This window comes from Psychrobacter sp. Ps3, from assembly GCF_022129275.1.
GTDB classification, from domain to species: Bacteria; Pseudomonadota; Gammaproteobacteria; order Pseudomonadales; family Moraxellaceae; genus Psychrobacter; species Psychrobacter submarinus.
Window position 1 is genome coordinate 1 of record NZ_JADQAL010000008.1, and the last position, 26,757, is coordinate 26,757.

Below are 26,757 nucleotides of genomic sequence, written 5' to 3' on the forward strand. Positions count from 1 at the left end.
GCCTGCCGCCAGCGTTCAATCTGAGCCATGATCAAACTCTTCAGTTTAATCTTGCTTGAAGTCTTCACTATAAATAGTAAGATGACTTCTAATCTTGGCTCATTTAATCTGGCAAATCGCTAAAAATTATGTTCGTAATGAATTAACTTTGAGTTTTTCTGCTGATTAAATGATAATTTTTATAGTTAGTATAAACTCCGAAAAGAAGTTCAAACCAACTTTATTTTTAGCATTCTTATCTCAGCAAAAATCCACACAAGTTGTTCTTTAGTTCTGATTTTAAATAGTGTCTCTTTACTGTCGTCCAGTTAAAGAGTTATATAACTAATAACTCAGCAATGTGCTTATTGTTATTAGCGAGCTGACTATCATATCATGTTAATTATGTTTGTCAAGCTTTTTTATAATTTGTTTCAGTAAGTTAAGAGTTTGATTTGACTAAATTATTTAGTCTCTATCTCGCCCTACCCCTTAATGAGGTGCGTATTATAGACGGTTTAAATAAGTTGTCAAGAGATAAATTATTTTATTTTAAATTAATTTAGTAGGCTAGATAATTACTTAATAGCTGCGCTATTAATGTGTGAGTCAGTGGTAAACCACTTTCTAATCCGCCTTCCCTTTCGACTGGGTGGCATTATACGCGCTTTGCTCTGACCGTCAAGCTTAAATTTGAGTTTATTTTGGTTTGGTTTAAGTCTATCGGCTAAGTGTTATTGATTTCAACAGCTTAGCACTAGAATTAACTCTATCTATTATCAAAATATAGTATTAGTAGACCTAGGACAATAGTAATAGGCCTACTTATTCCTCAGTCAATACAGTCTTACTTAATCGAAGGTATAGCTTATACCGACATTACTACCATTTAGTGGTCTTTAAGAATGCTACTACAAATAGCATCTTACTTATATAGAACATTAAATTTTATCGTGACTAGTTACCCCAGTATTAGTACTCACTGAATTACTATATCTACTACCTGATTTGGCAACCTCCTTCACTGCTATATAACAGTCTGTAGTACGGTTAGAGAGGACGCGATAAATATGATTTAACATAATAAATTCCTTTTTATTACCTTTCCTTTGTTACTAAAGCTGCTACACTATCTATGACAAGTCAAACAATGTTTAATTATAAGTATATTCGTTAATTTGAATATAGTAAAGTAATTTTTTCAAACGCTAATTAAATAGTATGTTATTAACTGTAAATTAGACCTTATTATGAAGAATAAGATAAGTGTATTAATCATAGCGAACGTTAGGTAAATATAGACAAAGCAGCTAATGGATAAAGTACATGAAAACAAGAAAAATTGTCTTATTGGTGGATGATCATGCTCTATTTAGGGCGGGGCTGCGTCTCATTCTGAAGAATAAAATAGACGCTGAGATTATCGAAATTGAGAAAATCAGCGATGTGACAAGTCTTACAGAAGAAGTCGATGTAATATTACTAGATATTTGTCTGCCAGGGCTCAATGGCATCGACGGTATGGCTATCCTGCAACAGCACTGGCCTAAAGCGCGTATTATGCTTTTGTCTGCTACGAATAATCATGAAGAGATCAATAGAGCATTAGAGCTAGGTGCTTGTTGTTTTTTGCATAAAAATTCTAACTCCACTCTCATTTGTAATACAGTACAGTCACTATTAATGAGCCGCTTACCAAGTAAAAGCGAATCTTTCCAAACACCGCACTCTCCTATCGTTATTCAAGCAAAAACCTTGCTAAGCACTCGGCTATTAGAAGTATTAGCGCTTATAGCAGAAGGTCATAGCAATAAATATATCGCTGATAAGCTGTCTTTAAGTGAAAACACAGTGCGTAATCATATCGCCACCTTGATGGATCATTTCGAAGTCCACAACCGCACCAAAATCATTATTGCCGCTCAACAAGCCGGTTATCTCGCTAGGCCAGAATGAACATAGCTTTTTGGACATAAAGGTCTTTGCAAGAGTTTTATATAGCACTGATATGGATTATTGACTATGTATGACGACGATATCGAAACTCTTCCTAGCATAATCCCGAGCACCTATAATCATAAATTAGTTTTGGCCGCGCAGATTAGACTGCTGCTTAGGAACTTACCTTTAACACTCTTAGGCATTATTTTTATCAGTCTTTGTTTTTTCGCGACTATGTTTGTCACTTATGATTTGAGTGCCAATCAGCAGACGTTAAATACTATTTGGCTGGCATATCATACGATAATCGTAGGCGTACTCTGGCTTTGTGTGAGACTTATCCTTAGTAAGCCTAATACGTTAAATGTTGAATTTTTAAAGAGAATATTTGCATTTTTGATTCTGTTTTTTTCTGCAGCAATGATTGTTTGCCTACCTATATTTATCGCTATGCTACAGCGTGTGCCTATGATGGAGATCAATGTGGCCAAACTACTGATTGTCATTTGGGCACTTTTTCATCTTGTTATCCTCTATATCTGTTGGTCAAGCTGGCAAAAAATTAGAGCTTTAGCACAGCAAATCACAGATAAAAGTACAAATGATAGTAATAAGCCAAAACAAAGCGCGATTTTAAATAGCCTTGACTATCAATTACCTGATAATTATGCCAGCTCTTTTTTTACTTTGACTTATGAGGTGCCGCAGTCCACCTCTAAAAATAACGATCATTACTTAGCGCATTATGCCGTTTATAGCGTTCTTTTTATTTGCACTTTGGCAATTGCTTGTCTTTGGGCGCTTGCTATTGGCAAAGCCTTTATGACCAATATTGAGAACTCCACGCAAGTTATTATACTGCTAGGGTTGCATTTGGGTATTATGAGCGGAGGAATCTCAAGCTTAGCTATATTTTGGCGCGTCTACATTGCTTATGTATTACCGAGTGTGTTCATGTGGGTGTTGTTACTCGCCTACATAGACGGGGCCGAGTTTAGTATTTTAGGGCTTGCCGTTATAGGTCTGCTGTTTTTCAATATTTTCTTTGCCAAGCATACCTCTATCAATACGCTAAAAGCTATCTTGATCTATTTAGAAAACAATAACCTAGTAGCGCAGCTACAGATAAAGACTCGAGAAATAGAAAAAGCCAGTTCAGCCAAAACTCAGTTTTTGGCGGCAGCCAGCCACGATCTGCGTCAGCCAATACAAGCCTTAAGCTTATTTATTGAAGCGCTTAAGGATACTAATCTTGATAGTCAGCAAGCACAAATCGTAAATTACGCCAGCTCTGCTAGCCAATCGAGTCGTGAGATGCTCAATTCAGTGTTGGATTACGCGCATTTAGAAAGTGGCGCGATGACTCCTCATTTTGTTGCAACTGAGCTCAATAGTATTCTGCAAAACTTGGTTGATGAGTTTAGTATACAAGCCCAGCATAAGCAGCTGTCTTTACGCCTTAAACCCACTACCCTGTGTGTCATAACCGATCCTATCATGCTGGCACTGATATTAAGAAACTTAATCAGCAACGCCATACGCTATACCAATAAAGGTAGTGTGGTGATTGGTGTGCGTAAATTATCTACAAATCACTCCTCTTTGACGCTAGAGTACTGCCGTATCAGTGTATGGGATACAGGGAGTGGCCTAACGCCGCAAGAGATTGAGCAGGCATTTAAGTCTTTTCATCAAATAGAGCGTAATAATGTGACAAATCAAGGATTAGGACTTGGGCTGGCTATCGTCAAAGGTATGACTGAGTTATTAAAAGCAGATCTAGAGGTAAAGTCTACGCTGCACCAAGGATCCCAGTTCTCTATCGTGCTGCCTATCTGCGAAAAAGATGATGAAAACATCTTCTATAGCAATACTGCCGTCAATCACCTATCAGGAAAGACGGTATTAGTAGTAGATGACGACAATATTTTGCTCAAATCAATGCAGCTGTTATTGGAGGTTTGGGGCTGTAAAGCTGTTGCTGCACAAACCGTGGCACAAGCGCTCACAGCTTTTAAGGTGCATCAACCTGATATTGTCATCTCTGATTATCGCTTAGCTGGCAAAGAAACTGGCGAGGAGGTCATTATCGCTATTCAAAACGCTAGCAGTACTGCTCTTTGCCACTCAGCGTCCTTTATTCTACTAACCGCCAATACTTCATCTAAGCTCCTCAAAGCGACAAAAGCGGTCAATCCAACTATCCTACATAAACCTATAGACCCGCTTATTTTACGTCACCACTTACAACAACTCGCAGCAAAGGCGCTATAGAACAAGCTATGGTTATCAGCCTAGACAAGAATCAGCATAAATAAGAAAAAGCCGCTTACTAAGCAAGCGGCTTTTGATCCATAGGTAACGGGATTTGTAATACGATATCGTTTTTAGAGCTTCGCTTTTATCGTCGTAAAAATGCCCGATAACGCGTAGATAACGCCGATAGCTAAGATACCAACAGGAATATCATAAATAAGAATACTTAGAACTAGAACGGCAACGATCAAAGCGACAAAAGGCACTTTCTTTTTATCGAACTCTTTAAAGCTATAGTACTTAACGTTACTAACCATCAGCAAACCACAAATCACCACCCAAGCGGCGAACAAAATCATAATTAAGGTGTCATATTGACCCACCCATTCATTGTGGTCAATGGCAACCATGACCGCTGCGGTGACTAAGATCGCCGCTAAAGGACTAGCAAGGCCCACAAAGTACTTTTTATCGACGATGCCCACTTGCACGTTAAAACGCGCCAAACGAAACGCGCCGCAAGCCGTAAAGACAAAAGCACAGCCCAAACCAATACGGCCTAAAGGCTCTAGGGCAAAGCTATAGACCAAGATAGCAGGCGCGATACCGAAAGCCAACAGGTCAGCTAAAGAGTCATACTGCTCACCGAACGGGCTTTGCGCGTTGAGCATACGCGCTACTCGTCCATCGGCACCATCCAAGATAGCTGATAAAAATATCGCTAAAGCGGCTTTATAAAACTCGCCACTGGTGCTCGCTAAAATCGAATAAAAGCCAGACAACAACGACAAGGTGGTAATCAAATTGGGGGCCAAATAGACACCGCGACTCACTACTTGCTGACCCTCGGCACCTTCTGCCTCAATGACTTCAAAGGTGAGGCCTTCATAATCGTCATTATCTGCTAAGCGAATGTTAAACTCATGCTCGTCGAGATAAGGCGGCTGCGTGGCGGCACTATCACTAATATGACCTAAATTATCATTGAGCGGCAGCTCAGCTGATTTTTCAGTAACACCAGTAGCTTGATTATCGATAATTTCGTCTTTATTACTAATGCCGTTCTCCATACTCATAACCTATCCTTATTCGCCGACCAGCCAGCGTACATTGGTCGCGCTATCAGGGGTCATGTTTGGTGCATCAGCAACTTTAAGCGCAGGCTGCAAGAAGCGTAATATTTCGCGCGCATGATTATCAAACTGCCAAGGCGGATTAATAACCAACATACCGGTACCATTTAGACCAACGGCCACATCGTTTGGATAGATATTAAGCTCACAGATAAGCTGGCGCCTAATATCGGTACGTTTGAGCTTTTTGTAGAATAGCTCAACCGCGTCAATATTCTTAATCGGGAACCACAGCGCATAAGTTCCTTGTGGCCATTTGTTATAGGCAGCTACCAGTAGATCGATGAGACGAGTGAAGTCTTTGTGCTCTTGCTCATAAGGCGGATCAAGAAATATCAGGCCGCGTTTCTCTTTTGGCGGTACAACTGCTGTAATGCCCTCGAATGCATCGCGATGATGAATACCAATCGGTAGCTTATGCAGCTGATAGTTCAGTGCATCGTACTCACTTGCCTTAGCTTCAAAAGCCTCACCGCGCACGCTACTATCTGGCTTTTCAATCGAGGTTTTTTCGATATGATGAGCAATCCACCAAGGCGAACCTGGATAGACTTTATTGTCATAGGTAAAACGCGCTTGCTTGATGCCTTCCATATAGTCTTTGACGGCAGTAGGCGCTTTTTCCATATCTAAGTTTTCAGCTTTTAATAACGCTTGGATACCGCCTTTGGCTTCCTCTGTTTTACGCGACTCTTCGCTTGCCAGCGAATAAAGGCCTCGACCACCGTAAGCATCGAGAGCATAAAAAGGTTTGTTTTTTTGGCTTAATTGATTGAGCAGTTGCACAAGCAAAATATGTTTCACCACATCGGCGAAGTTACCCGCGTGGTAGGCATGTTTATAGTTCATAGTCTCAAAAGTTTAAATAACAAGAATTGCATCTATGGTAGCATAGGAAGCCTAAAAGATAACGTGGGTTTTGGTAATTAGACGTTGATTGAACGTTGATAAGCGCTAATAGCACTTTAGTAATTCGTAAAGAGTGACGGTACAACATGACAATGATTACTAGCAATCTTAAGATAACGCCCCTCGCGGTTGATAAGCCTATAGGCATGGGTAATCCGCCGCAGCTTACGCCAGATGATAAACAAGGCGCAAGCACTGATGGCTTAACCCAACGCCTCTTGCAACTGTCTGACTTTGAGGTCGACTGGGCGCATAGACTCAGCGATAGCGCGCTTGATAAACTGGTTGCGGATGGATGGATGGTACTCGATGATGTTTTTGCAGATAAAGCCTTGCTTGCCTTGCAGGCGGAAAGTGGCTTTATTGACTACCGTGAAGCTGAGCTTACCGCTGGCATTCGGGTAAGCAATATTCGCGGTGATAACATTCGCTGGATCACCAAGGACTTCTTTGCTGGGTTTTATTACCTACAGGCTATCAATGCGCTATCGGCTCTATTGAACCGGACGCTATTTACTGGTATTCGTCATAGTGAGGCGCATTATGCCTGCTATCCACCCGGCTTTGGCTATAAGTGGCATAGTGACAACCCGGCAGGCCGTGATGAGCGCGTGATATCTGCGGTATTTTATCTCAACGACGACTGGGAAGAGATAGACGGCGGCGCGGTTGAAATTGTGGATAATCACGGCGTCCATCATGAAGTCATGCCGCTTGCCAATCGCTTAATTATCTTCAATAGCGACCTACAACATCAAGTGCAAACCGCCCATCGTCAGCGCTATTCTATTGCCACGTGGATGCGCCGTGACGGTTTAGTGCCTTTTGTTGAGGAAGGTTAGCTATCCGTTGAATTGTTTATTCTAATAAAATTAATTCTAGTACAAGGTTTCTTATGTCAGACAATAATAACAAAAACGTCTTAGCGCAAAACCATCAACAAGCCACGTTAGATCTGAGCATTGAGCTGCTTGAGCGTCCTTCAGTCACGCCAGATGATGACGGCTGTCAAGATATATTGTCAGCGCGATTAGAGCAAGCAGGCTTCGACTGTGAGTTTATGTACTTCGGTGATAGAGACAAAACAGGCGAGCAGGCTGAGGTCAAAAACTTATGGGCACGGCGCGGCGCGGCTAGCCCTGTGATTTGCTTCGCCGGTCACACCGATGTCGTACCAACTGGTGATGTGAATCATTGGACCTATCCACCCTTTACGCCAACTATAGCGGATGGCTATCTATGGGCGCGCGGTGCTGCTGATATGAAAACTGGCATCGCGGCTTTTACTATTGCAAGCGAGCGTTTTGTCGCGAGTCACCCTGAACACAAAGGCTCAATAGCTATGCTGATTACCTCAGATGAAGAAGGCCCCTCAATCAATGGTACGGTGAAGGTTATCGAAACCTTGGAAGCGCGCGATGAAAAAATAACTTACTGCCTAGTCGGTGAACCTTCAAGTACCAATACCCTCGGCGATATTATTAAAAACGGCAGACGTGGCTCCTTAGGAGCAGAGCTGACGGTCACAGGTAAACAAGGTCACGTCGCCTACCCGCATTTGGCTAGTAATCCGATTCATGCGGCAATGGCGGCGCTCAGCGATCTGACTGCTGCTGAATGGGACTCTGGTAACGACTACTTCCCTGCCACTTCCTTGCAAATCTCTAATATCAACAGTGGTACGGGCGCGACCAACGTCATTCCTGAAACACTAGAAGCTGTATTCAACTTTCGTTTTTCGACTGAAACGACTGAGGAAGAACTCAAAGAAAAGACTCATGCTATCTTCGATAAACACTTTGCTAATAGTGACGCCAGTTATGATATTCATTGGAAATTATCCGGCAATCCGTTCTTAACGCCCGAAGGTAAACTGGTTTCCGCTTGCCAGAATGCGATTAAGTCAGTAACTGGTACTGATACTACGCTTTCTACTTCGGGCGGGACATCCGACGGCCGCTTTATTGCTCCTACTGGCGCGCAAGTGGTTGAGCTTGGCGTGCGTAATGCCACTATTCATCAAGTCGATGAAAAGGTCGAAGTCGATGACTTAGGAAAACTGGCGCAGATATATGAAGGAATATTAGAGAACTTATTGCTAGATTAACTGTGTAAATAGAATTGAAAAATAAAAAAGCACCAGTAACCAATTACTGGTGCTTTTTGTTAGCTGATGATTTATTTTCACTCAATACCAATATATAAATCCAGCTGCCCGTATTCTAAATTACCACCGATATAATGCTCAAAGTCGACATTATAAGTGCGCGTATGTTCGCAGTCTGAATTATGGAAATACTCCCAAGCCTTCTCCCATGCATTCATCACTGTATTGGGCATTCTACCCTCTTCGGTAAACACTAAATACTTACCTGCAGGGATAGTCACCGTGATGACATCGCTACCATGAGCAGCACTTAAAATATTCTCAGGGCTTAGAACGTTACTGTCTTTGCTATCTTTACTGCTCTCTTCGCTGCGCTTATTACTTTCGCTACTGTTCTGCCCTGCCGCTGGCTCGCTCTCTACTTTCCAACTAGCGACCACATCGAAGGCACCGACTAGATCCTCGCTCTCATAGTTATGAAAAACGCCATAAATATCTTCACCCTCGTCCAGGTGACTGACATGGTTTTGATAAAACTTTTGCCATAAACGGCCAAGTTTCGCGGTCTCAAAACTAATTTCAGCATTATTAGTAGTACGCACGCTAATGCCTTTACAAACTATCGCTTCCGATAGCTCTTTGACTTGTGAGCTCATAGTGTTTCCTGATGCATATTAAAGAGTTGATTACCAATACTTTGCAAGTAAAGTCAACTTAATCGGCTTCATCTATCCAGTTCATCTGAATCGCTTCCAAGATGCCTTCATTTGAGCGCTGCGGATCATCATCAAAGCCTTCTAATTCCGTCACCCAGCGATGCAAATCAGTGAAACGAATATACTGCGGATCGGTCTCAGGGAATTTCTCGTATAACTCGATGGCGATATCTAAGCTGTCGGTCCATTTGAGTTTTTGTGGGGTCATAATCTTACCTCTTTTATTATTGATTAAGCTTTATATCAGTGTTATGAGCTATCCTAACAAACTTTATCGCCTGCTGTATAGATACGCGTCATTTTAACGTCTCTCAGACTTAACCGCGACTTGATGCTGATTCCAACTATCAATGACATCGCTTAGTTTCTTACCATTCATATCTAGCACACTTGACTCGCATTTATTGCCTTGCTTATCTTTTAGTACAAACTTGGTCATCCCAACGCCCATCAGTTGGCTTTTGACAAAAAAGCGGCTTTCAAAGTAGATATACTTGTTATCCCAGCCGGCAAGTACACTACTGACCGTCATTTTATCCAAAAACTTAATCTCTTTAAGATAGATCATCTCTTGCATAGCGATGACCCAGTTTAAAGGCTTAATACCCTTTTGATGGACACAAGCCATCAGCCAACGGGTAATATTGAGCTCAATAAAGGACAAGTACCGATAATTGGGTAGGTGATCGCGAAAGCCCATATCATGCGGTAGTACTCGATAATGGCGAACAATTGGCGCGCTCAACGCCTCGCTATCTAGGGTTTTATTATCACTCTTTTCTTGCTGCTTGAGCTGTTGTTTGAGTAAGCTTGTCATAATAAAAAAACGGATTAACATATTCATAAGGAACTCTTTTCGCGTTTGTTCTGTGTGTTATAGTCGATTCTAAATAAAATAGATATATGGTTTTTAGCCGCGGAACTGGTATAAATTTTACTGGCGTGCTGTGCCTACGCAGACAGAGGCTGCATAACTAGTATTTAAACAAAAGCATCCCAGTCCCGCTGTGTCGTTTTTATAATGAACTCACTATATAAGTGAAATAATGGCGCTATACCATAACGCAAAAAAGCCACCGGAGTGACTTTTTTACTAGAAATGCTTATTAAAAAGTACTAATAGCTAATTAATGACCGCCGCCATTGATACTGCGTACCATCTCTTCCACCATTTTCTTGGCATCACCAAAGATCATCATAGTCTTATCCATATAGAACAGACTGTTATCTAGACCAGCATAGCCTGTGCTCATTGAGCGCTTGATGACCATAACCGTTTGCGCTTTGGTTACCTCTAAGATAGGCATACCAAAGATTGGTGACGTGGGATCGTCTTTGGCTGATGGGTTGACCACGTCATTAGCACCAATGACAAGCACCACATCAGTACTTGGGAAGTCTGAATTAATCTCATCCATCTCCAAGATATCATCATAAGGAACGTCAGCCTCTGCCAATAGTACGTTCATGTGACCGGGCATACGACCGGCAACCGGGTGAATAGCAAAGCGTACATTGACGCCCTCTTCTTTTAGTAGCTCATATAGCTCTTTGACCGCATTCTGTGCACGGCCTTGCGCCATACCATAACCCGGTACGATAATGACGTCGCTAGCATTAGACATAAGAAAGCCTGCATCTTCTGCTGAGCCTGACTTATAGTTCTTTGGCGCGCCGTCATCAGCGCCGCCTGCCACCGCTGCACTGCCCATTCCACCGAATAAAACGTTAATCAATGAGCGATTCATCGCCTTACACATAATATAAGATAAAATTGCCCCTGATGAACCGACCAGTGAGCCTGCAATAATTAGCATCGAGTTACCAAGGGTAAAACCAATACCTGCTGCAGCCCAACCTGAGAAGGAGTTAAGGAGCGACACAACAACTGGCATATCACCGCCGCCGATTGGCGCAATCCACATCCAACCAAAGGCGATTGCTAATACCGTCATAATGTAGAAGGCAGTGAGCGAATCAGTAATAAAGTATACTGCGCCAAAGCCTAGCATCGCGATAAATAATAGCGCTTGTACGGGCTTGACCCAGCCGCCATTGACCGTTTTTGCCCAGCTTTTTGCGGCAAGTTTACCAAAGGCAAAGACCGAGGCTGAGAAGGTAATCGCACCGATGAAACAGCCAATAAATAGCTCTAAGCGGGTGACCGTATTGTACTCTTGATCAGAATGTAATACCGTTGCCAAAGCAATCGCTACTGCCGCTAGGCCAACTAAGGAGTGCATCAAAGCCACAGTTTCTGGCATTTGTGTCATCGCTACCGTTTTTGACTTCCAAATACCAACAGCCGCGCCTAATACCATAGCACCAATGATCATCCACATGATCGGACCTTCGGCCAAGAAGAAAGTGGTGATAACGGCAATAGCCATCGCGACCATACCCAAACGGTTACCGCGGATAGCGGTCTTTGGGCTTGAGAGTCCACGTAAGGTCAAGACAAATAAAATAGCGCCAGCTAAATAAAACCAGTCCGCATTAGTGGCGATAAAGTTTGTTAAATCACTCATGCATCACCTCCATTATCCGTTTTTACCACTGGCGCTTTTTTGGGTTTAGGTTTGAACATTGATAACATGCGCTCCGTCACAGAAAAACCACCAAAGATATTGATACTGGCTAAAAACACAGCAAAAGCACCGATCAAACTCGTCGCCGTAAACACTTGGTTATCGATAACAACGGTCTGCAAAATCGCCCCAACAATCACAATACTAGATAACGCATTGGTGACTGCCATCAATGGCGTATGCAAAGCTGGGGTCACACCCCAAACCACGTAATAACCCACAAAGATCGCGAGTACAAATACGGTAAAAATTGCGACAAATGGCGTGCTAGCCATAGCGGCGCCAGCTGGCGCGGCTGCTAAAATAGTAGCAATCATTTTATCCTCCTAAAATTTATTCGTTACTGACAGATTCATTAGTGATATAACAAAGACTCATAGCTGAGTAACTCAGTAGTCAGCCGCTTAGCGCTTAGCGCTTCGCCAATCGTACTTGACCCTCATGGGTCACTGCCAGCGCGCCTTGAATCTCATCTTCCATATCTAAATGAAGTGCCAGTTGGTTCGGTGCAGCGTCATTATTCGCATCATCTTCAGCAATCAAAGTTGTGATAAAGTTCACTAAGTTATTGGCATAAAGATCTGAGGACTGCGCGGCGAGCATAGACGGAATGTTTGCCGCGCCAACGATACGCACGCCATTATCTGTAGTGATGGTTTGCTCAGCAACTGCGCCTTCAACGTTGCCGCCGGTGCCCGCTGCCATATCGATCAGCACGGAGCCGGCTTTCATCTTATCGAGTGTGGTCTTATGCACCAATCTTGGAGCGTCACGACCTGGTATCTGCGCGGTGGTAATGACGATATCAGCGCCGCTTAGCGCTTTATCCACCACTGCCGCTTGATCTTTCATATACTGCTCTGAGGGCGTCCATGCATAACCGCCGGTTGCTTTGGCCTTTTGCGCTTCTTCCTCACTCATCGGTACATCTAGCCATTTACCGCCAAGCGACTCGACTTGCTCGCGTGCAGAAGGACGCAAATCACTTGCTTCAACCACAGCGCCTAGACGCTTTGCCGTAGCAATCGCTTGCAAGCCTGCTACGCCGACGCCTAAGATGACCACCTTGGCAGGCTTGACGGTACCTGCTGAGGTCATAAACATAGGAAAAGGACGTGAGTACTCATTGGCTGCTAAGAGTACCGCTTTATAACCGGCAAGGTTGGCTTGTGAGGATAAGACATCCATGTTTTGCGCGCGCGACAAGGTACGTGGCAATAGCTCCATCGCAAATACAGTCGCGCCTTTGGTCGCATAAGTCTCTAGCTGAGTATTACGGTAAGGATCTAGCATACCCACGACGATTTGCTTAGGCTTTAGCGTCTCGGTGAGCTCAGCTGGCAAGTCACTGATAGTGGTAATAATTTGCGACTGCTCAACCACCTCAGCGCTGCTGCTAGCAATATCGGCTCCAGCTGTCTGATAGCTGTCGTCTGTATAATAGGCTGCAAGACCTGCGCCTGACTGAACGACGACCTCAAACCCATGTCTACGCAGTTTTTTGACCGCGTCTGGGGTTAGTGCTACGCGGCTCTCAGTTGTGCTGTCTGCACTGATAACACCGATTTTCATATCGTCTCCTTACATGCAAATACTTGACTGATCACAAGCTTTGGCTTTATGGCTATATTGAGTGATAAAATAGTGGGCGCAAAAAAAACCCTGCTCAGCTCGTACTCTGTGAAGTAAAGCACTGAGCAAAGATTATCAATTCCCTAAATGATAATACTATCTTCATCATCTGTTTTTATTATAGAGACATCATCCCCTACCTTTCATTGTTTAATGATGACTCATAAGTAAATAAAAAGTTAGAGGTCGCGTCTGGGCTATAACTTTTATTGTTATATCAGAAAATTATTGACAATAATAGCTATGTATACATTCTATTTTTTGCATATATTGCTGCTTTGAGCGCACCGATGGTTTACTTAGTCAATGCCTATCCTCTATCGCTATAGGTTTATGCTATGGTAGTGCCATGACTGACATCACAATTGGCTAAGTTTTTGCTTGCCCTATTTATTGATAATTACTCGATACTTAAAAATTACTCGATACTTAAAAAAGGAGCCTCTATGTACTTTGTACTCTCCCCTGCCAAGTCTTTAAATGAAACGGACGCTGTGCCATTAAACCTTGGCAATCATTATAGCCAGCCTGCCCTCATTGACGACTCAGCTCAACTGATAAAAACCCTTAAAACCAAAGATCCGATGGATTTGCAAGAGCTTATGAGCATCTCCGATGATTTGGCGCAGTTGAATAGCGAGCGTAACCAAGCATGGCAGATGCCGCATGACTCGGACAATGCCAAGCCTGCCGCTTATCTGTTCGATGGTGATGTTTATACTGGACTTGCCAGCTATGAGATGGATAAAGACACCATGCTGTATCTCAACGAGCATTTGGGTATCTTATCTGGTCTATATGGCGTGTTAAAACCGCTAGACTTGATGCAGCCGTACCGCTTAGAGATGGGCACTAAGCTAAAAAACGCGCGCGGTGATAATTTGTATGAGTTCTGGGGCGAGAAAATCACCGATGCTATTAATAAGCAGATGGCCGATAGCGATGACAAGGTACTGATTAACCTAGCGTCTAACGAGTACTTTAAATCGGTTAAGAAAAAAGCACTGGACGCGCAGATTATTACCCCTAGATTTGAAGATGAGAAGAACGGTCAATATAAAGTGATTAGCTTTTATGCCAAAAAAGCGCGCGGCCTGATGGTGAAATATGCCGCAGACAATAAGCTAACCAAAGCTGAGCAGCTCAAAAAGTTTGATTTGGCAAGTTATTATTATGTCGATGAGCTGTCTGATGATACTACTTGGACATTTAGAAGGGATGAGAAGGATCAGTAGTATTGATATGTATAACTATACTTGGCGAGTGCTGTAAAACCTATTCATTATTTCAGGTATATGCATAGGTAAGCTATCCATATATAGATACTGCAAAGCTACAACTTTTTGTATCATATCAGCAGAATTTATTACAGTCGCTAGAAGCATTACGTTCAATGCTTCTAGTCCATTTGAGTTTTGCATTATTTGAATGATTAGAGGCTCAGGAAAACCATCTTTTTTTCTTGAGAATGCATGCATACCTGTATGCACATAGGAATTTGCCGGTTTCATAGTTAATTCTTTAAACTCTCTCATCAGTTGCACTGCTTTTTGTGGAACAACTCCTTCTCGTGCAGCATTATCTAAATCTTCCAAAATTACATTAATCGTAGGTATACGCTTCTCCGCTTGCGATGCATTCTGTTGAGTTAAAGGCTTATAGAACCTTTCAACAACGTCATCTTTAGCTACCCAATATATCCATTGAGCCCTTATAAGTGATTCAAACTGCAAGCGCAGCAGGCTACTTGCCGAAATATTACATCTTTCTTTAGCTAGTAGATGAACAGAAAGACCATGTTCAGATGAAATATCTGCCAATATCAAGGTTGCAGCCTCTCTATTGTTGAAACTATCTATATCAGAAATTTTATTTGTTTCGCTCAACAAAGAGTTACGAAAATCAATTGATTGCGAATAAAAATTTTTAAAAGCAGCACTCAATGCATTATCTCTTTTAGGATATTTATTTAAATCAATACAACTTATCATAACTCAAGTAACTTTGACATAAAAAACCCCGATAAGCTCTCGCCTATCGGGGTTTTATTTCCTGTGTACTATAGCGTAAAAGCTACAGTACTAAGCAGTACAGGTCAAAGGGCTGATTACATCATGCCGCCCATTCCACCCATGCCGCCCATTCCACCACCAGCGCCAGCAGGCATAGCACCCATGCCGTCATCACTTTGTGGTAGATCAGTGATCATCGCTTCGGTCGTCAGCATAAGACCTGCAACAGAAGCTGCGTTTTCCAGCGCTGAGCGAGATACTTTAGCAGGGTCTAAGATACCCATCTGTAGCATATCGCCGTATTCACTAGATGCTGCGTTATAACCGTAGTTACCGCTACCGCTCTTGACTTCGTTGACGACGACTGACGCTTCTTCGCCAGAGTTAGTCACGATTTGACGTAGCGGCGCTTCCATCGCGCGGCGTAGGATATTGATACCCGCGTCTTGGTCATCGTTATCGCCTTTTAGCTCAGATAAAGCGTTCATCGCACGAACGAGTGCAACACCGCCGCCAGGAACGACGCCTTCTTCGACAGCCGCGCGAGTGGCATGTAGCGCATCATCAACGCGATCTTTTTTCTCTTTCATCTCAGTTTCAGTTGCCGCGCCAACTTTGATAACTGCTACGCCACCAGCAAGTTTTGCCATGCGCTCTTGTAGCTTTTCTTTATCATAGTCAGAGGTAGACTCTTCTACTTGACGCTGAATAGAGTCAACACGCTCGTTAATAGCTGTGGTTTCGCCTGCACCATTAACGATGACGGTGTTTTCTTTACCGACAGTGACTTTTTTGGCAGTACCGAGCTGCTCAAGGGTCGCTTCTTCTAGGCTTAGGCCAATCTCTTCTGAGATCACCGTACCGCCAGTCAAGATAGCGATATCTTGTAGCATCGCTTTACGACGATCGCCAAAACCTGGTGCTTTTACGGCACAAGTTTTTAGGCCGCCGCGCATGTTGTTGACAACTAAGGTCGCTAAGGCTTCGTTTTCAACATCTTCAGCGATGATAAGCAGTGGCTTGCTCTGCTGCATGACTTGCTCAAGTAGTGGCACGATTTCGCGGATGTTGCCGATTTTTTTGTCAACCAATAAGATATATGGGTTTTCAAATTCAGCAGTTAAGCTATCTTGCTTATTAGCAAAATATGGGCTGATATAACCACGGTCAAACTGCATACCTTCGACCACTTCTAGAGTGTCCTCAAAGCTTGAGCCTTCCTCGACAGTGATAACGCCTTGCTTACCGACTTTTTCCATCGCTTGCGCGATAAGCTCACCGATTTTGGTATCTGAGTTCGCTGAGATAGAACCGACTTGAGCAATAGCTTTTGAGTCGTCCGCTGGCGTTGATAACTGATGAATCTGCTCAACTGCCGCGCGTACCGCTTTGTCGATACCGCGTTTGAGATCCATAGGGTTCATGCCGGCAGCGACTGACTTCATGCCTTCTTGCAGGATAGACTGAGCCAATACTGTCGCTGTCGTAGTACCGTCACCGGCGACATCGTTAGTGCGGCTAGCGACTTCGCGAACGAGCTGCGCGCCCATGTTTTCAAACTTATTTTCAAGCTCAATCTCTTTGGCAACCGAAACACCATCTTTAGTAATGGTCGGTGCGCCAAAAGACTTATCGATTACCACGTTACGACCTTTAGGTCCTAGAGTGACTCGTACTGCGTTTGCTAGAACGTTGACACCGTCCATCATTTGCGTGCGAGCATCAATGCCAAACTTTACGTCTTTTGCCATGTCAAATTACTCCAATATTATTTTTGTTAATGTTTAAAAAGGTTTTATATAAGTAAATCGGGTATAAGAGGTTTAAAATTAACCTTCTAGTACACCCAATACATCAGACTCTTTCATAATCAGTAGCTCTTCGCCGTCAACTTTTACGGTTTGACCAGCATATTGACCGAACAAAACTTTATCGCCGACTTTAACATCTAAAGTGCGGACTTCACCGTTGTCACGTACCTGACCGTTACCCGTCGCTAGGATCTCACCCTGTGATGGTTTTTCTTGCGCTGAACCTGGTAATAAAATGCCACCAGCCGTTTTGGTTTCTTCTTCTATGCGGCGTACGACAATACGATCATGTAAAGGACGAATATTCATCGTTAGGACTCCAAAAGTTGTTTGAATAAAAGATTCCGTGTCAGTCCAATAATAGCAGCGCCGTCCAGCTTTTGTTTTTGACTACGCTATGGGCGCACTATTATAGACTCGCTTCAATAATAAGCTTCGAGCTTGTTTCAAAAAGTGGGGGCATAGGCGCATCGCTTCAAGGGCGTGGGCCAAAAATTTACAAGAATAATGCAGATAAAAAAGGGTTTATCCCAAGTTAACAGCAAGCTTGCTGACAGGATGTTACTAAGCCTAAATGCCGCCCTGTTTTGGGTAACATCAACTACAAGAGCTAGACGTCTACCCAAAGGGCAAACCTTGAAAATGTAACAAGGTATGACCATTATAGTAGCTGACAATCTAGTGCTATAGTCAATTCGAAATAAAATCGATACATTAATATTGCCGTGCTACTGGTACAAATTTTCCTTGCTTGCTGTGTGCTTTGCACTTTTCGATGCTGCGCAAAATTCATCCCAGTAGCACTGTATCGGTTTTAAAGTGGATCAGCTATAACAAAGAAACACTAATAGCTACTGAGCGGCCACCATCGAATCATGAAAAGTTGAATCGTTAAAAATGAATCATTAAAAGTTAAACCACTAGAACTCGAACAATCGAAAGTTAAATTATAAAAATCTTGCCACTCATTAGCGGTATACTTATCAAGGAATATCCATGACTGTATTATCTTCTTTAACTGCCATTAATACGCAACAACGCAACAACAAACGTACTACGCTAATAACAGGCGCTAGTATCGCTGCTATCGGAGCTTTATCTATGACCGCCCCTACTCTGGCTAGCGCCAAAACCATTCAGCCTTCGACCGCTGATTATAGTTTTACTGTTGAAAATAAATACAAAGGTAACGCGACTCGTACCCTCAAAAAATCAGGCAATACTTGGAACTATAATGTGAAAGCTCGCGTAGCCGGTGTTGCAAGTGCGTCGCAAAGTAGTACCTTTACTATTATGGGCAACAATGTCACACCTTCTAAGGCGAGCACCACTTATAAGCTCTTAGGTATTGGACGTACGCATAATCTAAGTTTTGATTCGGCAGGTAAAAAGGTCACGAGTAGCTATAAAGGCAAAACCACAACGTCAAATATGGCGCAGCAAGCGTTTGATGATTTGAGTTTAGAAGTGCAAATTCGTCAAGACTTGTTAAATGGCAAATTCTCGGGCAACTACTACATGGCCAAAAAAGACAAAGTAGAAAAAACGCCGTTTAAAAAGGTAGGCAATACAAAAGTCACTGTACCAGCGGGTACGTTTGATACGGTACGAGTGGATCGTATCCATGATGATAGCGATCGCTCAACCAGCTTTTGGCTTGCACCGAGCCTAGATTATCTGCCTGTAAAAGTCAGTCAGATTAACGATGGTAAAAAGATGGACTTAGAGTTAAAAAAAGTGCGTTAAATGGTAATGCATTTAAGCTCTAAGCTCTAAGCTGCAAAACTAACAGCTCCAAAGCTAAAAAGTACAAAACAAGAAGGTACAAAACGAAAAGCGGCGCTCTATAAATAGTAGAGCGCCGCTTTTTTATGTCAAAACATGCCGCTATTTTTGTACTTTATTCATCGAAGGTAAGCGCTTGAGCAGGATAAACAACCAAACATTGATTGCAAATAATAAAGCAAAATCAAGCCCATAAACCAAAATCTCTGTCCAACTGGTCCCATAAAAGCGCGTGAATAATACGACGCCGCTAGCGCCTAGATACACTAAGGTCAACATGCTGCTGACCAATAACATATAAGGAGAGCGCCCGCGTAATATGACAGGGGTGATAATAAAGGCCGGTATTAGCCATAAGCCATACCAAGCGATGCCGCCAATAATATCGGGATTGCTCGGATTAAACAGACTAATAAATATCGGCAGCACTAATAGCCGATACACTAGCCACACTAGCCAAGTTAGCAGCAAGCGCTGCTGCATAGGCGCAATAGGCTTTTTTGGCTTGACGGATTTAGCGGGTTTAGGGCCGGATGTTTGCTTAGAAGGCGTAGAAGTTGTGGACATTAGCGGCGGTAGTTTCCTAATTTATAGCACGTTTTTCGTTTAGCTTTTTGTCTGTGAGCTCATAAGCTCTCAGCCTCTAACGCTTCCAGTTTGCTTGCGACAGCGCTTGGGCAGTAATGGCTAGCCTGTGACCTTGAGCAATGGCCAGTTCGCGCTCATCATCGGTTATAGGCTGATCATGGGCGGCGCCGCTGACATGGCTTGCACCATAAGGCGTGCCACCGCGCTGGGTGCGATTGAGCGCCGCCTCACCATAAGGCAAGCCTACGATCATCATGCCATGATGCATAAGTGGCAACATCATCGTCAATAGTGTCGTCTCTTGACCGCCATGCATAGAACCGGTTGCGGTAAATACGGATGCAGGTTTGTTTTGTAGATTACCTGCCAGCCATAACGTCACTGTATTATCCCAAAAATATTTCATGGGGGCAGCCATATTACCAAAATGCGTCGGACTGCCTAAGGCCAATCCAGCGCAGTTCTTGAGATCGTCCATAGTACAGTACAGGTCGCCCTCATCTGGTATTGCCGCTTTGCTTGCAGTCGTTTCAGCTGCCACCGTCGGCACCGTACGAATACGCGCGGTCATCCCGGCATCTTCTATCCCCTGAGCAATGGCATAAGCTAAAACGTTCGTGGTGCCATGACTTGAGTAATATAGCACTAATACATAGGGATCAATCTGACTCATTGGCAAAGCTTCCTTTTGGCTGATACTTGTCGAAACGATAGAATTGCAGGCTACATTATGCCCGAGTCGTTGACTGACATGCAAACCGGCGAGTATTGCCTAGCATTTTGACACAAATAAGTGGCAACTGACGCTAGGACATTTTGTTACACTATTCTCACCTCTATCTTTCTACATGGTCAGTATGGAAAAATTAACTCAAAAACTCCCTTTTTTGCAGCAGCGTTGGTTTAAGTTTACTCGGTTTTTGGTTCGTCACTTCTTCGAAGATAATTGCCAGCAAAAAGCGGCCTCTTTGACCTACACAACCATGTTATCGATTGTGCCTATCGTAACGGTATTACTGATGATTTTGTCTTCAGTGCCGGCGCTAGCTTCTGCCCGCGCGCAGATATACGAGGTGATATATAGTAACTTGCTGCCGCAATCGAGCCTGCAAGTCAGTGAATACATCAATAATTTTGCCGAAAAGTCGACTAACTTGACCGCTATTGGTGTCGCGATTTTATTTGTCACCACTATCATGACTTTGACCACTATTGAGCGCGCTTTTAATCAGATTTGGCGCGTCGATGAACGCTCAGGCGGTCTCAAAAGTCTGCTGCGCTATTGGACAATTATCACTTTAGGACCCTTAGTGTTAGGGACGGCTTTTATCGTCTCAAGCACGGTGCAAAGCTTGAGCTTTCTAAATCGTCAAATAGCTGGGTATGGTATCGATTGGTCGTTTTGGGTGCAGATGGTGTCGCTCGGCATTACCGTTGCAGGCTTTATTGGTATGTATTGGTTTATTCCCAAAGCGCGCGTACCAGCGAAAAGCGCTATTATCGCGGGCGTTATCGTCGCGGTGGTGTTTGAGCTACTCAAGCATGTGTTTGGTACGGTGATGACCAACTTCACCAGCTATGAGGCGATTTATGGTGCTTTTGCCGCGGTTCCTATTTTTCTGTTATGGATTTATTTGTCTTGGAATCTGATATTACTAGGGGTTGAAATCAGCTATACCTTGACTATTTTTGAGACCGAAGAGGTCTATCCGCGTCATCCATTACTGAGCTTGCTCGATATGCTCAACTTAGTTTATAGCCGTTATCTTAAAGGCGAGGTAGTCAGTGAAGTAGAGCTGCGTAACGTCTTGGGCCGCAAAGAGCTGCCTAAATGGTATCTTTATATTAATTACCTAAAAGACAGCAATCTGATCACTATGACTGATGACGACGATTATGTGCTCAAAAAAGATTTGAGCCGAATGACGCTATGGGATTTTTATCGGACGCTGCCCTATCCGCTACCGATTAAAGACGAGCTTGATGAGATGACGCTAGAGGATCAAGAGCCATGGCTGAGCTTACTAGTCGATCGGTTTGAGGATACAGAGGCTTTTGCTAAGCAGCAATTAAACCTGCCACTAGCTGCTATATTTGCGCATAGTCATCCGCGCAAAAAACATCCAGTAAAGGCTGGCAAGTCTGAGCCCTTTAAAGATAAGCGGACGCCGCCTTTTGAGCCTGAAGCTTATGATAAAGACAGTGATGTCTCTCAAAATGATGATGATCTACAAGCTATTATCCCTAAGGGAGAGGTAAAACCCGCCAATACCGCTCGCCACAAAACTAGACGTAAAACCTTGCAGCGACGTCCGGCTACTAATGAGGGTAATATCATCACTGAAGCCGATAAGCCGAACTAGAATGATGAATACCTTTATAAGCATTGCTTTAAGGTCACCTTGATTAAAAGCCATATTAATTAAAGGTTATCTTGATTAAATGACCGTTAATAACGACTGAATAATAAACAATAGGGAGTCTGCGGCAGTGAGTGACCATACCAATAATAAGCACAAAAACTTACTGCATCGTTTTATCACTATAAGCTTACATAGCTTTAAGCACCTTACGAGTCTTTTATCAAAGCAGAACCTAACGAGCCTGCCAGATCGTCTAAAAAACATTTGGGAGCGGCTGCTAGGTTCTTATTGGTTTATTCCGACCTCCTTTGTACTCCTAGGCATTCTATTAGCGCCCCTACTCATCTCTATCGATCAGCGTTTAGATCGTGAGACGGTTCGAGACATCAGCTTCGCGTTTACCGGTGATGATGATGCCGCGCGCGCTATTATGACATCGATTGCAGGCGCTGTACTTGGCGTGGCGGGTACTACCTTTTCTATCACCATCGCTGTACTCTCCATGGCGTCCTCACAATTTGGCCCTAGACTACTACGGAACTTTTTGACTGACACTTCTAATCAGTTAGTGCTCGGGGCCTTTATCGGCACTTTTAGTTATAGCCTTTTGGTCTTAAAGTCGATTCATAAGTTTGACGTGAGTTTCGGGGTTCCGCAGCTGGCAGTAACTTTTGCCATTGTTATGGCTATTATTTGCGCTTTATTATTAGTGTACTTTATTCAGCATATGGTCCATGCGATTCAAGCTTCGCATGTGATTCAAGGCGCTAGTGATGATGCTATTGCTAATATTGATTATTGGTATAGCGAGACCTGCGACATCGAGCATCAGCGCGATGCCGCAGATAAGGATATCGATGATTATTTGTCTTGGGCAGCTGCGCCCATCTATGCTCCAACCTCAGGTTATCTGCAGCAGATATATATTGACTCCTTAATTATTTTAGCGAAGGACTACGGCGGGATAATCCGATTACAGACGAACCTTGGCAGCTTTGTCACCGATAAGAATATTATAGGCTATTTTTATCAGCGCCCTGCTAGAGATGATAGCTACTTACAAAAGACCAAAACCTCAAACTTAGCCATTATGCCGCGCGCTCCTGACGCACTGTTTTGGCAGCGTTTTGCGACTGGTATTGAGTTAGAACAGCGCCCATCACATACCAACGATATCGGCTATAGTCTAGGACAGATCACTGAGATTGCCATACGCGCTTTATCTCCTGGTATCAACGACCCCAAAACAGCAGTGAACTGCATTCAGTCCTTGTCCTCTTGCTTAAGTCTTATGATGCGCCGTCAGCCGCCAAGTCCCTATCATTTCTATCATCCGGCGCGTAATAAAGATAACAATGAGGTTACGGTGAGTCAGTCGCGGGCGTCTACCTTGGCAGTGGTGACTAAAACGCCAAAGATATCTGACTTTATTGACACCTCTTTGGGTGAGATACGCCGTTATGCGACTGCTGATCTGATGGTGCTCAAAGCGCTTTGCCAAGCGCTAACCGATCTTAACTATGCTCGAGTCAATAGCGCGCAGCGCCAGTCCTTGCTGCATGAGCTAAAACTCATTGAAGCGGCCGGTCAACAAAACTTGGCTTATGATGAGCTGACAACAGATTTACTCGATATGTGCTGGCAAGCTCGGCAGTTTATCCAAAGTAAAGATGCGCAGCATCAGTATTTTACTTATACCAGCACCTTTGACAGACATATTAGCAAAGCATTAGAGAGCCAGTCGAGATAACTTAATGCCGCTTTAGCGCGGTAAAACACATCGTGGCTTTTATTTTAATTAGTTTACTTTAACACCTATCTGAGACAATTTTATGGCATCTACCTCCGGCCTAAGCATCCTTGAGATCAGCGCTATCTTCTTATCGATAACTGCGCTTTTAAGCTACGTCAATCACCGCTTCATTGGTTTACCCACCACTATCGGGGTGATGGTGATATCCATTTTGCTGTCAATCTTTGCGATATTTTTGGGGTTTTTAGGTTTCGATCAGCTGATCGATTATGAGATCAGTTTATTAGAGCAGCTTGATTTCACCGAAGTCTTGCTCGACGGCATGCTCTCTATGCTGCTATTTGCTGGCGCTTTGCATGTCAATATTAGTGACTTGCGCCGCTATAAGCTGCCTATTGGTATATTGGCTTGTATCGGTACTATTGTCTCAGCACTTCTTATTGCGACAGCGATTTATTTGATGCTGCCGCTACTAGGTTTTAGCTTGCCTTTTATTTGGTGCTTATTGTTTGGCGCTTTAATCTCACCAACCGATCCTATCGCTGTGATGGGTATTTTGGCCTCTGCTGGCGCGCCCAAAAGCTTAGAGACCGTTATTGCTGGCGAGTCATTATTCAATGACGGTATCGGCGTCGTTATCTTTGTCATCTTGCTTGGAATTCTGACCAGTGGTGATATTCCAACGGCTAATTATGTGGCGCACACCCTAGCGGTTGAAGCTGGTGGCGGTATCGTTTTTGGCTTAGTGTTAGGCGCGATTTTGTATTACTTAATCAAGAGCATCGATAGCTATCAAGAAGAGGTGCTCTTGACTTTAGCTGGTGTCATCGGTGGTTATGCGCTCGCCAGCTATTGGCACCTGTCAGGGCCGCTCGCGATGGTGATGATGGGTCTGATGTTAGGCAATCGCGGTCGTGCATTAGCGATGAGTGATCAGACTCGTCATTATGTTGACTTGTTTTGGGAGCTGATTGATGAGATTTTGAACGCTATTTTATTTGTCTTAATCGGCCTTGAGATTGTAATGATTGCTTATTCTAGTAATCTGTTTATCGCTGGCGGCTTGACCATTATCATTGCGCTACTAGCGCGCTTTATTGTCGTGGGTATGACCACAAAGACCTTTAGTCGACAGCTGGACTTGCCAGGTGGCGCTTGGAAAGTGTTGACTTGGGGTGGTTTGCGCGGTGGTATATCCGTCGCCTTAGTATTGCAGCTCCCCATAGGCGCTGAGCGTGACATTTTATTAGCCCTAACCTATGCGGTGGTTATATTTTCAATTTTAGTACAAGGCTTGAGTGTCGGCAGGGTCGCAAAAAGTATTGGGCATGATAAGCCTTCAAAAGCTGGCTTATAAGCTTGAACTGTCTAGCAGTTAAATCGATATAAAGTAAAATTAGATAAAAAAAGCAGCTATTACCCTAATTCTTAGTCATAGCTGCTCCGTTTATGAATACAAAATACATCTCAAGGACTAGCAGCACTTTTATATTAAACCTTTACGCTTCATATTACGATAAACCACTATGACAATGATAATGTTTAATACGAGGATAAATAACTTAAACCAGTCAAAAGCGCTAGTGATGAAATAGTACACTTCAACTGGGATAAATATACCGTAACCAAGCACGCTAAACCAATAAGCCCACGTCCTATCCTGCCACAAGCCATACGCCTCGATAAAACGAATACTCGCGTAAGCACAGATAAACAGCAAAAATAATGGCCAATTTTGACTGGCGCGCTGCGCAATCGCAACGACACTCTCAACCTGCGGCGCTAATAGCTGCCCAAAGTACTGCTGCCAAGAGTGCGTTGCAGTCGCTAACCAATCTTCAAGATCGCTATGCCATAGCCATAATGCTCCGGCACCTAGTAGCGCGCCCACGCCTTTAACAATCTCATAAATGGCGACCGCTTTTATCGATTCGCTAGCCGCGCTGGTCTTTTGCCTAACTATGTTAGACAAAGAAAGTCTCCACAACTCGGCCTTGCAGCTGCTGCGCAAAGAACGGAGTGTTTTTACCATTAGACAGCATCGTCTCGCTTGTCACTTGCCACTCTACATTCGGATCGACTAAAATTGCGCCGCCAGTGTTTTCATACTGCGCGCTGATACCAGCAATTTTGGCAGGATTAAGGCATATCTTATCGACCAGTTGCTCTAGAGTTAAGATCTCATCGCGTACCAGCTGGCAAGCAAGCGCCATAAAAGTATCAAAGTTAGAAATACCTGGGGTGCTCTCAGCAAAAGGCGCTTTTTTGGCAGTTACATTAAGAGGTTCGTGATGGCTGCAAATCGCATCTATGGTGCCATCTTGTAGACCACGGCGCAGCGCTTGCTGATCGGTGTTACTACGGAGCGGCGGCAACACGTAAGCTTGAGCATTAAACCCTTCCAAGTTATCGTCAGTGAGATACAATTGATGCATAGCTACATCGCACGTCACCGGCAGACCTTTATCTTTTGCCCAGCGCATCAGCTCCACTGAAGACTTGCAAGACAATTGGCTAAAGTGCGCAGCGATACCCGTCTCCTCCACCATCAATAACTGCTTCGATAAGGCGACGGTTTCAGCGATCCACGGAATACCTTGCAGACCATGATAAGACGCAATGTAGCCTTCATGCGCGACCCCTTCACCCGACAGACTCGGCTCATCAGGATAAAAAAATACTTTTAGACCAAAAGTGGCGGCATACTCCAAGGTGCGCAATAGCACTAAATCATTAGCGAAAGGCTGACGGGCATTAGAGACAGCGATACAGCCGCCTTTTTTTAGACCGGCAATGTTAGAAGGATTATCGCCTTTTAAGCCTTCGGTCAAAGCGCCAAGGATATGCAAATAAATACCGCCATCTTCAAGTGCGCGCTCACGCAGACCCTTAAGCAGCGAGCCATTTTCTAAGATAGGGTTGGTATCCGGCGGAATCACCACATGCAAAAAGCCATTACCGCGAGCAGCACGACCCTCTGAGATTAGCGTGCCATGCTGCTGTTGCCCCGGCTCGCGCAGACGCGCGCATAGATCTACTAATGGCGGTAGTACCCACATCTCGCGATTGGCTGTCAATGTTGCTAACTGAGCTGTCGCCGTGCTTGGCAGTGATTTTTTGAAAGCTTCTGGGAGTAAGTCGTGCATTTGAGTGTCTGAACTTGTGAGGGTTGTCATGAGCGTTA

Annotated in this window: 24 protein-coding genes; 9 read left to right on the forward strand and 15 right to left on the reverse strand. The window is 43.7% G+C overall.

All coding sequences use genetic code 11. The annotated features are described in order from the left end of the window. Positions 1–1,305: 1,305 nt before the first annotated feature. Entirely contained in the window at positions 1,306–1,935 is a 630-nt protein-coding gene (locus I3248_RS03945; RefSeq protein WP_238062634.1) for a response regulator transcription factor, read from the forward strand. A gap of 453 nt (positions 1,936–2,388) precedes the next feature. Beyond that, positions 2,389–4,194 carry a hybrid sensor histidine kinase/response regulator gene (locus I3248_RS03950; protein WP_238062635.1) on the forward strand — a complete coding sequence of 602 codons (1,806 nt, stop codon included), beginning with the start codon at positions 2,389–2,391 and terminating at the stop codon, positions 4,192–4,194. Between the two features lie 113 nt (positions 4,195–4,307). Here the strand turns inward: I3248_RS03950 and pssA are convergent, their stop codons facing one another. Both pssA and rlmJ read right to left on the reverse strand, forming a co-directional pair. Next, the gene (gene pssA / locus I3248_RS03955; RefSeq protein ID WP_238062636.1) at positions 4,308–5,252 is read right to left on the reverse strand and encodes a CDP-diacylglycerol--serine O-phosphatidyltransferase; all 945 of its coding nucleotides are present in this window, start codon (positions 5,250–5,252) and stop codon (positions 4,308–4,310) included. Between the two features lie 9 nt (positions 5,253–5,261). After that, entirely contained in the window at positions 5,262–6,158 is an 897-nt protein-coding gene (gene rlmJ / locus I3248_RS03960; RefSeq protein WP_025644060.1) for a 23S rRNA (adenine(2030)-N(6))-methyltransferase RlmJ, read from the reverse strand. 146 nt (positions 6,159–6,304) lie between these two features. Here rlmJ and I3248_RS03965 point away from each other — a divergent pair, with 146 nt between their 5' ends. Continuing rightward, positions 6,305–7,060, forward strand: coding sequence for a 2OG-Fe(II) oxygenase (locus I3248_RS03965; RefSeq protein WP_238062637.1), 756 nt, complete (start codon positions 6,305–6,307; stop codon positions 7,058–7,060). A 53-nt stretch (positions 7,061–7,113) separates the two neighbouring features. Continuing rightward, on the forward strand, positions 7,114–8,325 hold the full coding sequence (gene dapE, locus I3248_RS03970) for a succinyl-diaminopimelate desuccinylase (protein ID WP_238062638.1): 1,212 nt from the start codon (positions 7,114–7,116) through the stop codon (positions 8,323–8,325). Positions 8,326–8,402: 77 nt separating this feature from the next. Here dapE and I3248_RS03975 read toward each other — a convergent pair whose 3' ends face one another. The 6 genes from I3248_RS03975 to I3248_RS04000 form a co-directional block, all read right to left on the reverse strand. Further along, on the reverse strand, positions 8,403–8,981 hold the full coding sequence (locus tag I3248_RS03975; RefSeq protein WP_201558492.1) for a GyrI-like domain-containing protein: 579 nt from the start codon (positions 8,979–8,981) through the stop codon (positions 8,403–8,405). Positions 8,982–9,039: 58 nt separating this feature from the next. Continuing rightward, positions 9,040–9,249, reverse strand: a complete 210-nt coding sequence (gene iscX, locus I3248_RS03980) for a Fe-S cluster assembly protein IscX (RefSeq protein WP_011279849.1) — start codon at positions 9,247–9,249, stop codon at positions 9,040–9,042. A 93-nt stretch (positions 9,250–9,342) separates the two neighbouring features. Further along, a complete protein-coding gene (locus I3248_RS03985; RefSeq protein WP_238062639.1) occupies positions 9,343–9,885 on the reverse strand; it encodes an acyl-CoA thioesterase in 543 nt (180 codons plus the stop codon). 283 nt (positions 9,886–10,168) lie between these two features. Continuing rightward, positions 10,169–11,569 (reverse strand): NAD(P)(+) transhydrogenase (Re/Si-specific) subunit beta, encoded by a 1,401-nt coding sequence (locus I3248_RS03990; protein WP_238062640.1) that lies wholly within the window; start codon positions 11,567–11,569, stop codon positions 10,169–10,171. Further along, entirely contained in the window at positions 11,566–11,904 is a 339-nt protein-coding gene (locus I3248_RS03995; RefSeq protein ID WP_051397413.1) for a proton-translocating transhydrogenase family protein, read from the reverse strand. Before I3248_RS03995 ends, I3248_RS03990 begins: the two co-directional genes overlap by 4 nt. Positions 11,905–12,040: 136 nt before the next feature. Continuing rightward, complete coding sequence (locus I3248_RS04000; protein ID WP_238062641.1) at positions 12,041–13,201, reverse strand: NAD(P) transhydrogenase subunit alpha; 1,161 nt, start codon at positions 13,199–13,201, stop codon at positions 12,041–12,043. Positions 13,202–13,707: 506 nt separating this feature from the next. On the opposite strand from I3248_RS04000, the gene yaaA reads away from it, so the two are divergent. Continuing rightward, positions 13,708–14,496, forward strand: coding sequence for a peroxide stress protein YaaA (gene yaaA, locus I3248_RS04005; RefSeq protein WP_238062642.1), 789 nt, complete (start codon positions 13,708–13,710; stop codon positions 14,494–14,496). Positions 14,497–14,511: 15 nt separating this feature from the next. Here yaaA and I3248_RS04010 read toward each other — a convergent pair whose 3' ends face one another. From I3248_RS04010 to I3248_RS04020, 3 genes are all read right to left on the reverse strand, one after another. Then, positions 14,512–15,252 (reverse strand): hypothetical protein, encoded by a 741-nt coding sequence (locus tag I3248_RS04010; RefSeq protein ID WP_238062643.1) that lies wholly within the window; start codon positions 15,250–15,252, stop codon positions 14,512–14,514. Between the two features lie 116 nt (positions 15,253–15,368). Continuing rightward, complete coding sequence (gene groL, locus I3248_RS04015; RefSeq protein WP_238062644.1) at positions 15,369–17,024, reverse strand: chaperonin GroEL; 1,656 nt, start codon at positions 17,022–17,024, stop codon at positions 15,369–15,371. Positions 17,025–17,102: 78 nt separating this feature from the next. Then, positions 17,103–17,393, reverse strand: coding sequence for a co-chaperone GroES (locus tag I3248_RS04020; protein ID WP_025644085.1), 291 nt, complete (start codon positions 17,391–17,393; stop codon positions 17,103–17,105). A 687-nt stretch (positions 17,394–18,080) separates the two neighbouring features. On the opposite strand from I3248_RS04020, the gene I3248_RS04025 reads away from it, so the two are divergent. Further along, positions 18,081–18,830: a DUF3108 domain-containing protein gene (locus tag I3248_RS04025; RefSeq protein ID WP_238062645.1), complete on the forward strand. Its 750-nt coding sequence runs from the start codon at positions 18,081–18,083 to the stop codon at positions 18,828–18,830. A gap of 141 nt (positions 18,831–18,971) precedes the next feature. Here I3248_RS04025 and I3248_RS04030 read toward each other — a convergent pair whose 3' ends face one another. Together I3248_RS04030 and wrbA are read right to left on the reverse strand one after the other, a co-directional pair. Further along, complete coding sequence (locus tag I3248_RS04030) at positions 18,972–19,436, reverse strand: hypothetical protein (RefSeq protein ID WP_025644089.1); 465 nt, start codon at positions 19,434–19,436, stop codon at positions 18,972–18,974. Positions 19,437–19,512: 76 nt separating this feature from the next. Then, the gene (wrbA, locus tag I3248_RS04035; protein WP_084212595.1) at positions 19,513–20,130 is read right to left on the reverse strand and encodes an NAD(P)H:quinone oxidoreductase; all 618 of its coding nucleotides are present in this window, start codon (positions 20,128–20,130) and stop codon (positions 19,513–19,515) included. Between the two features lie 184 nt (positions 20,131–20,314). Between wrbA and I3248_RS04040 the strand changes: the two genes are divergently transcribed. The 3 genes from I3248_RS04040 to I3248_RS04050 all read left to right on the forward strand — a co-directional run bounded on the left by I3248_RS04040 (position 20,315) and on the right by I3248_RS04050 (position 24,930). Further along, the gene (locus I3248_RS04040; RefSeq protein ID WP_238062646.1) at positions 20,315–21,820 is read left to right on the forward strand and encodes a YihY family inner membrane protein; all 1,506 of its coding nucleotides are present in this window, start codon (positions 20,315–20,317) and stop codon (positions 21,818–21,820) included. 127 nt (positions 21,821–21,947) lie between these two features. Then, complete coding sequence (locus I3248_RS04045) at positions 21,948–23,570, forward strand: DUF2254 domain-containing protein (RefSeq protein WP_238062647.1); 1,623 nt, start codon at positions 21,948–21,950, stop codon at positions 23,568–23,570. Between the two features lie 82 nt (positions 23,571–23,652). Then, a complete protein-coding gene (locus I3248_RS04050) occupies positions 23,653–24,930 on the forward strand; it encodes a sodium:proton antiporter (RefSeq protein WP_238062648.1) in 1,278 nt (425 codons plus the stop codon). Positions 24,931–25,059: 129 nt separating this feature from the next. On the opposite strand, the gene I3248_RS04055 is transcribed toward I3248_RS04050, so the two are convergent. Next, complete coding sequence (locus I3248_RS04055; RefSeq protein ID WP_238062649.1) at positions 25,060–25,545, reverse strand: DUF2127 domain-containing protein; 486 nt, start codon at positions 25,543–25,545, stop codon at positions 25,060–25,062. Beyond that, positions 25,538–26,719: a dihydroorotase gene (locus I3248_RS04060; protein WP_238062674.1), complete on the reverse strand. Its 1,182-nt coding sequence runs from the start codon at positions 26,717–26,719 to the stop codon at positions 25,538–25,540. Before I3248_RS04060 ends, I3248_RS04055 begins: the two co-directional genes overlap by 8 nt. Between the last annotated feature and the right edge of the window lie 38 nt (positions 26,720–26,757).

Bases quoted from the DNA above. Each gene is read 5' to 3' on its own strand.
- I3248_RS04010 (WP_238062643.1), bottom strand. From the start codon at position 15,252: ATGATAAGTTGTATTGATTTAAATAAATATCCTAAAAGAGATAATGCA.
- I3248_RS04050 (WP_238062648.1), top strand. From the start codon at position 23,653: ATGGCATCTACCTCCGGCCTAAGCATCCTTGAGATCAGCGCTATCTTC.
- I3248_RS04030 (WP_025644089.1), bottom strand. From the start codon at position 19,436: ATGTCCACAACTTCTACGCCTTCTAAGCAAACATCCGGCCCTAAACCC.
- yaaA (WP_238062642.1), top strand. From the start codon at position 13,708: ATGTACTTTGTACTCTCCCCTGCCAAGTCTTTAAATGAAACGGACGCT.
- iscX (WP_011279849.1), bottom strand. From the start codon at position 9,249: ATGACCCCACAAAAACTCAAATGGACCGACAGCTTAGATATCGCCATC.
- I3248_RS03945 (WP_238062634.1), top strand. From the start codon at position 1,306: ATGAAAACAAGAAAAATTGTCTTATTGGTGGATGATCATGCTCTATTT.
- I3248_RS04060 (WP_238062674.1), bottom strand. From the start codon at position 26,719: ATGCACGACTTACTCCCAGAAGCTTTCAAAAAATCACTGCCAAGCACG.
- I3248_RS03950 (WP_238062635.1), top strand. From the start codon at position 2,389: ATGATGGAGATCAATGTGGCCAAACTACTGATTGTCATTTGGGCACTT.
- wrbA (WP_084212595.1), bottom strand. From the start codon at position 20,130: ATGAGTCAGATTGATCCCTATGTATTAGTGCTATATTACTCAAGTCAT.
- I3248_RS03965 (WP_238062637.1), top strand. From the start codon at position 6,305: ATGACAATGATTACTAGCAATCTTAAGATAACGCCCCTCGCGGTTGAT.
- dapE (WP_238062638.1), top strand. From the start codon at position 7,114: ATGTCAGACAATAATAACAAAAACGTCTTAGCGCAAAACCATCAACAA.
- I3248_RS04020 (WP_025644085.1), bottom strand. From the start codon at position 17,393: ATGAATATTCGTCCTTTACATGATCGTATTGTCGTACGCCGCATAGAA.
- groL (WP_238062644.1), bottom strand. From the start codon at position 17,024: ATGGCAAAAGACGTAAAGTTTGGCATTGATGCTCGCACGCAAATGATG.
- I3248_RS03990 (WP_238062640.1), bottom strand. From the start codon at position 11,569: ATGAGTGATTTAACAAACTTTATCGCCACTAATGCGGACTGGTTTTAT.
- I3248_RS03995 (WP_051397413.1), bottom strand. From the start codon at position 11,904: ATGGCTAGCACGCCATTTGTCGCAATTTTTACCGTATTTGTACTCGCG.
- I3248_RS04025 (WP_238062645.1), top strand. From the start codon at position 18,081: ATGACTGTATTATCTTCTTTAACTGCCATTAATACGCAACAACGCAAC.
- I3248_RS04040 (WP_238062646.1), top strand. From the start codon at position 20,315: ATGGAAAAATTAACTCAAAAACTCCCTTTTTTGCAGCAGCGTTGGTTT.
- pssA (WP_238062636.1), bottom strand. From the start codon at position 5,252: ATGAGTATGGAGAACGGCATTAGTAATAAAGACGAAATTATCGATAAT.
- I3248_RS03975 (WP_201558492.1), bottom strand. From the start codon at position 8,981: ATGAGCTCACAAGTCAAAGAGCTATCGGAAGCGATAGTTTGTAAAGGC.
- I3248_RS03985 (WP_238062639.1), bottom strand. From the start codon at position 9,885: ATGAATATGTTAATCCGTTTTTTTATTATGACAAGCTTACTCAAACAA.
- rlmJ (WP_025644060.1), bottom strand. From the start codon at position 6,158: ATGAACTATAAACATGCCTACCACGCGGGTAACTTCGCCGATGTGGTG.
- I3248_RS04000 (WP_238062641.1), bottom strand. From the start codon at position 13,201: ATGAAAATCGGTGTTATCAGTGCAGACAGCACAACTGAGAGCCGCGTA.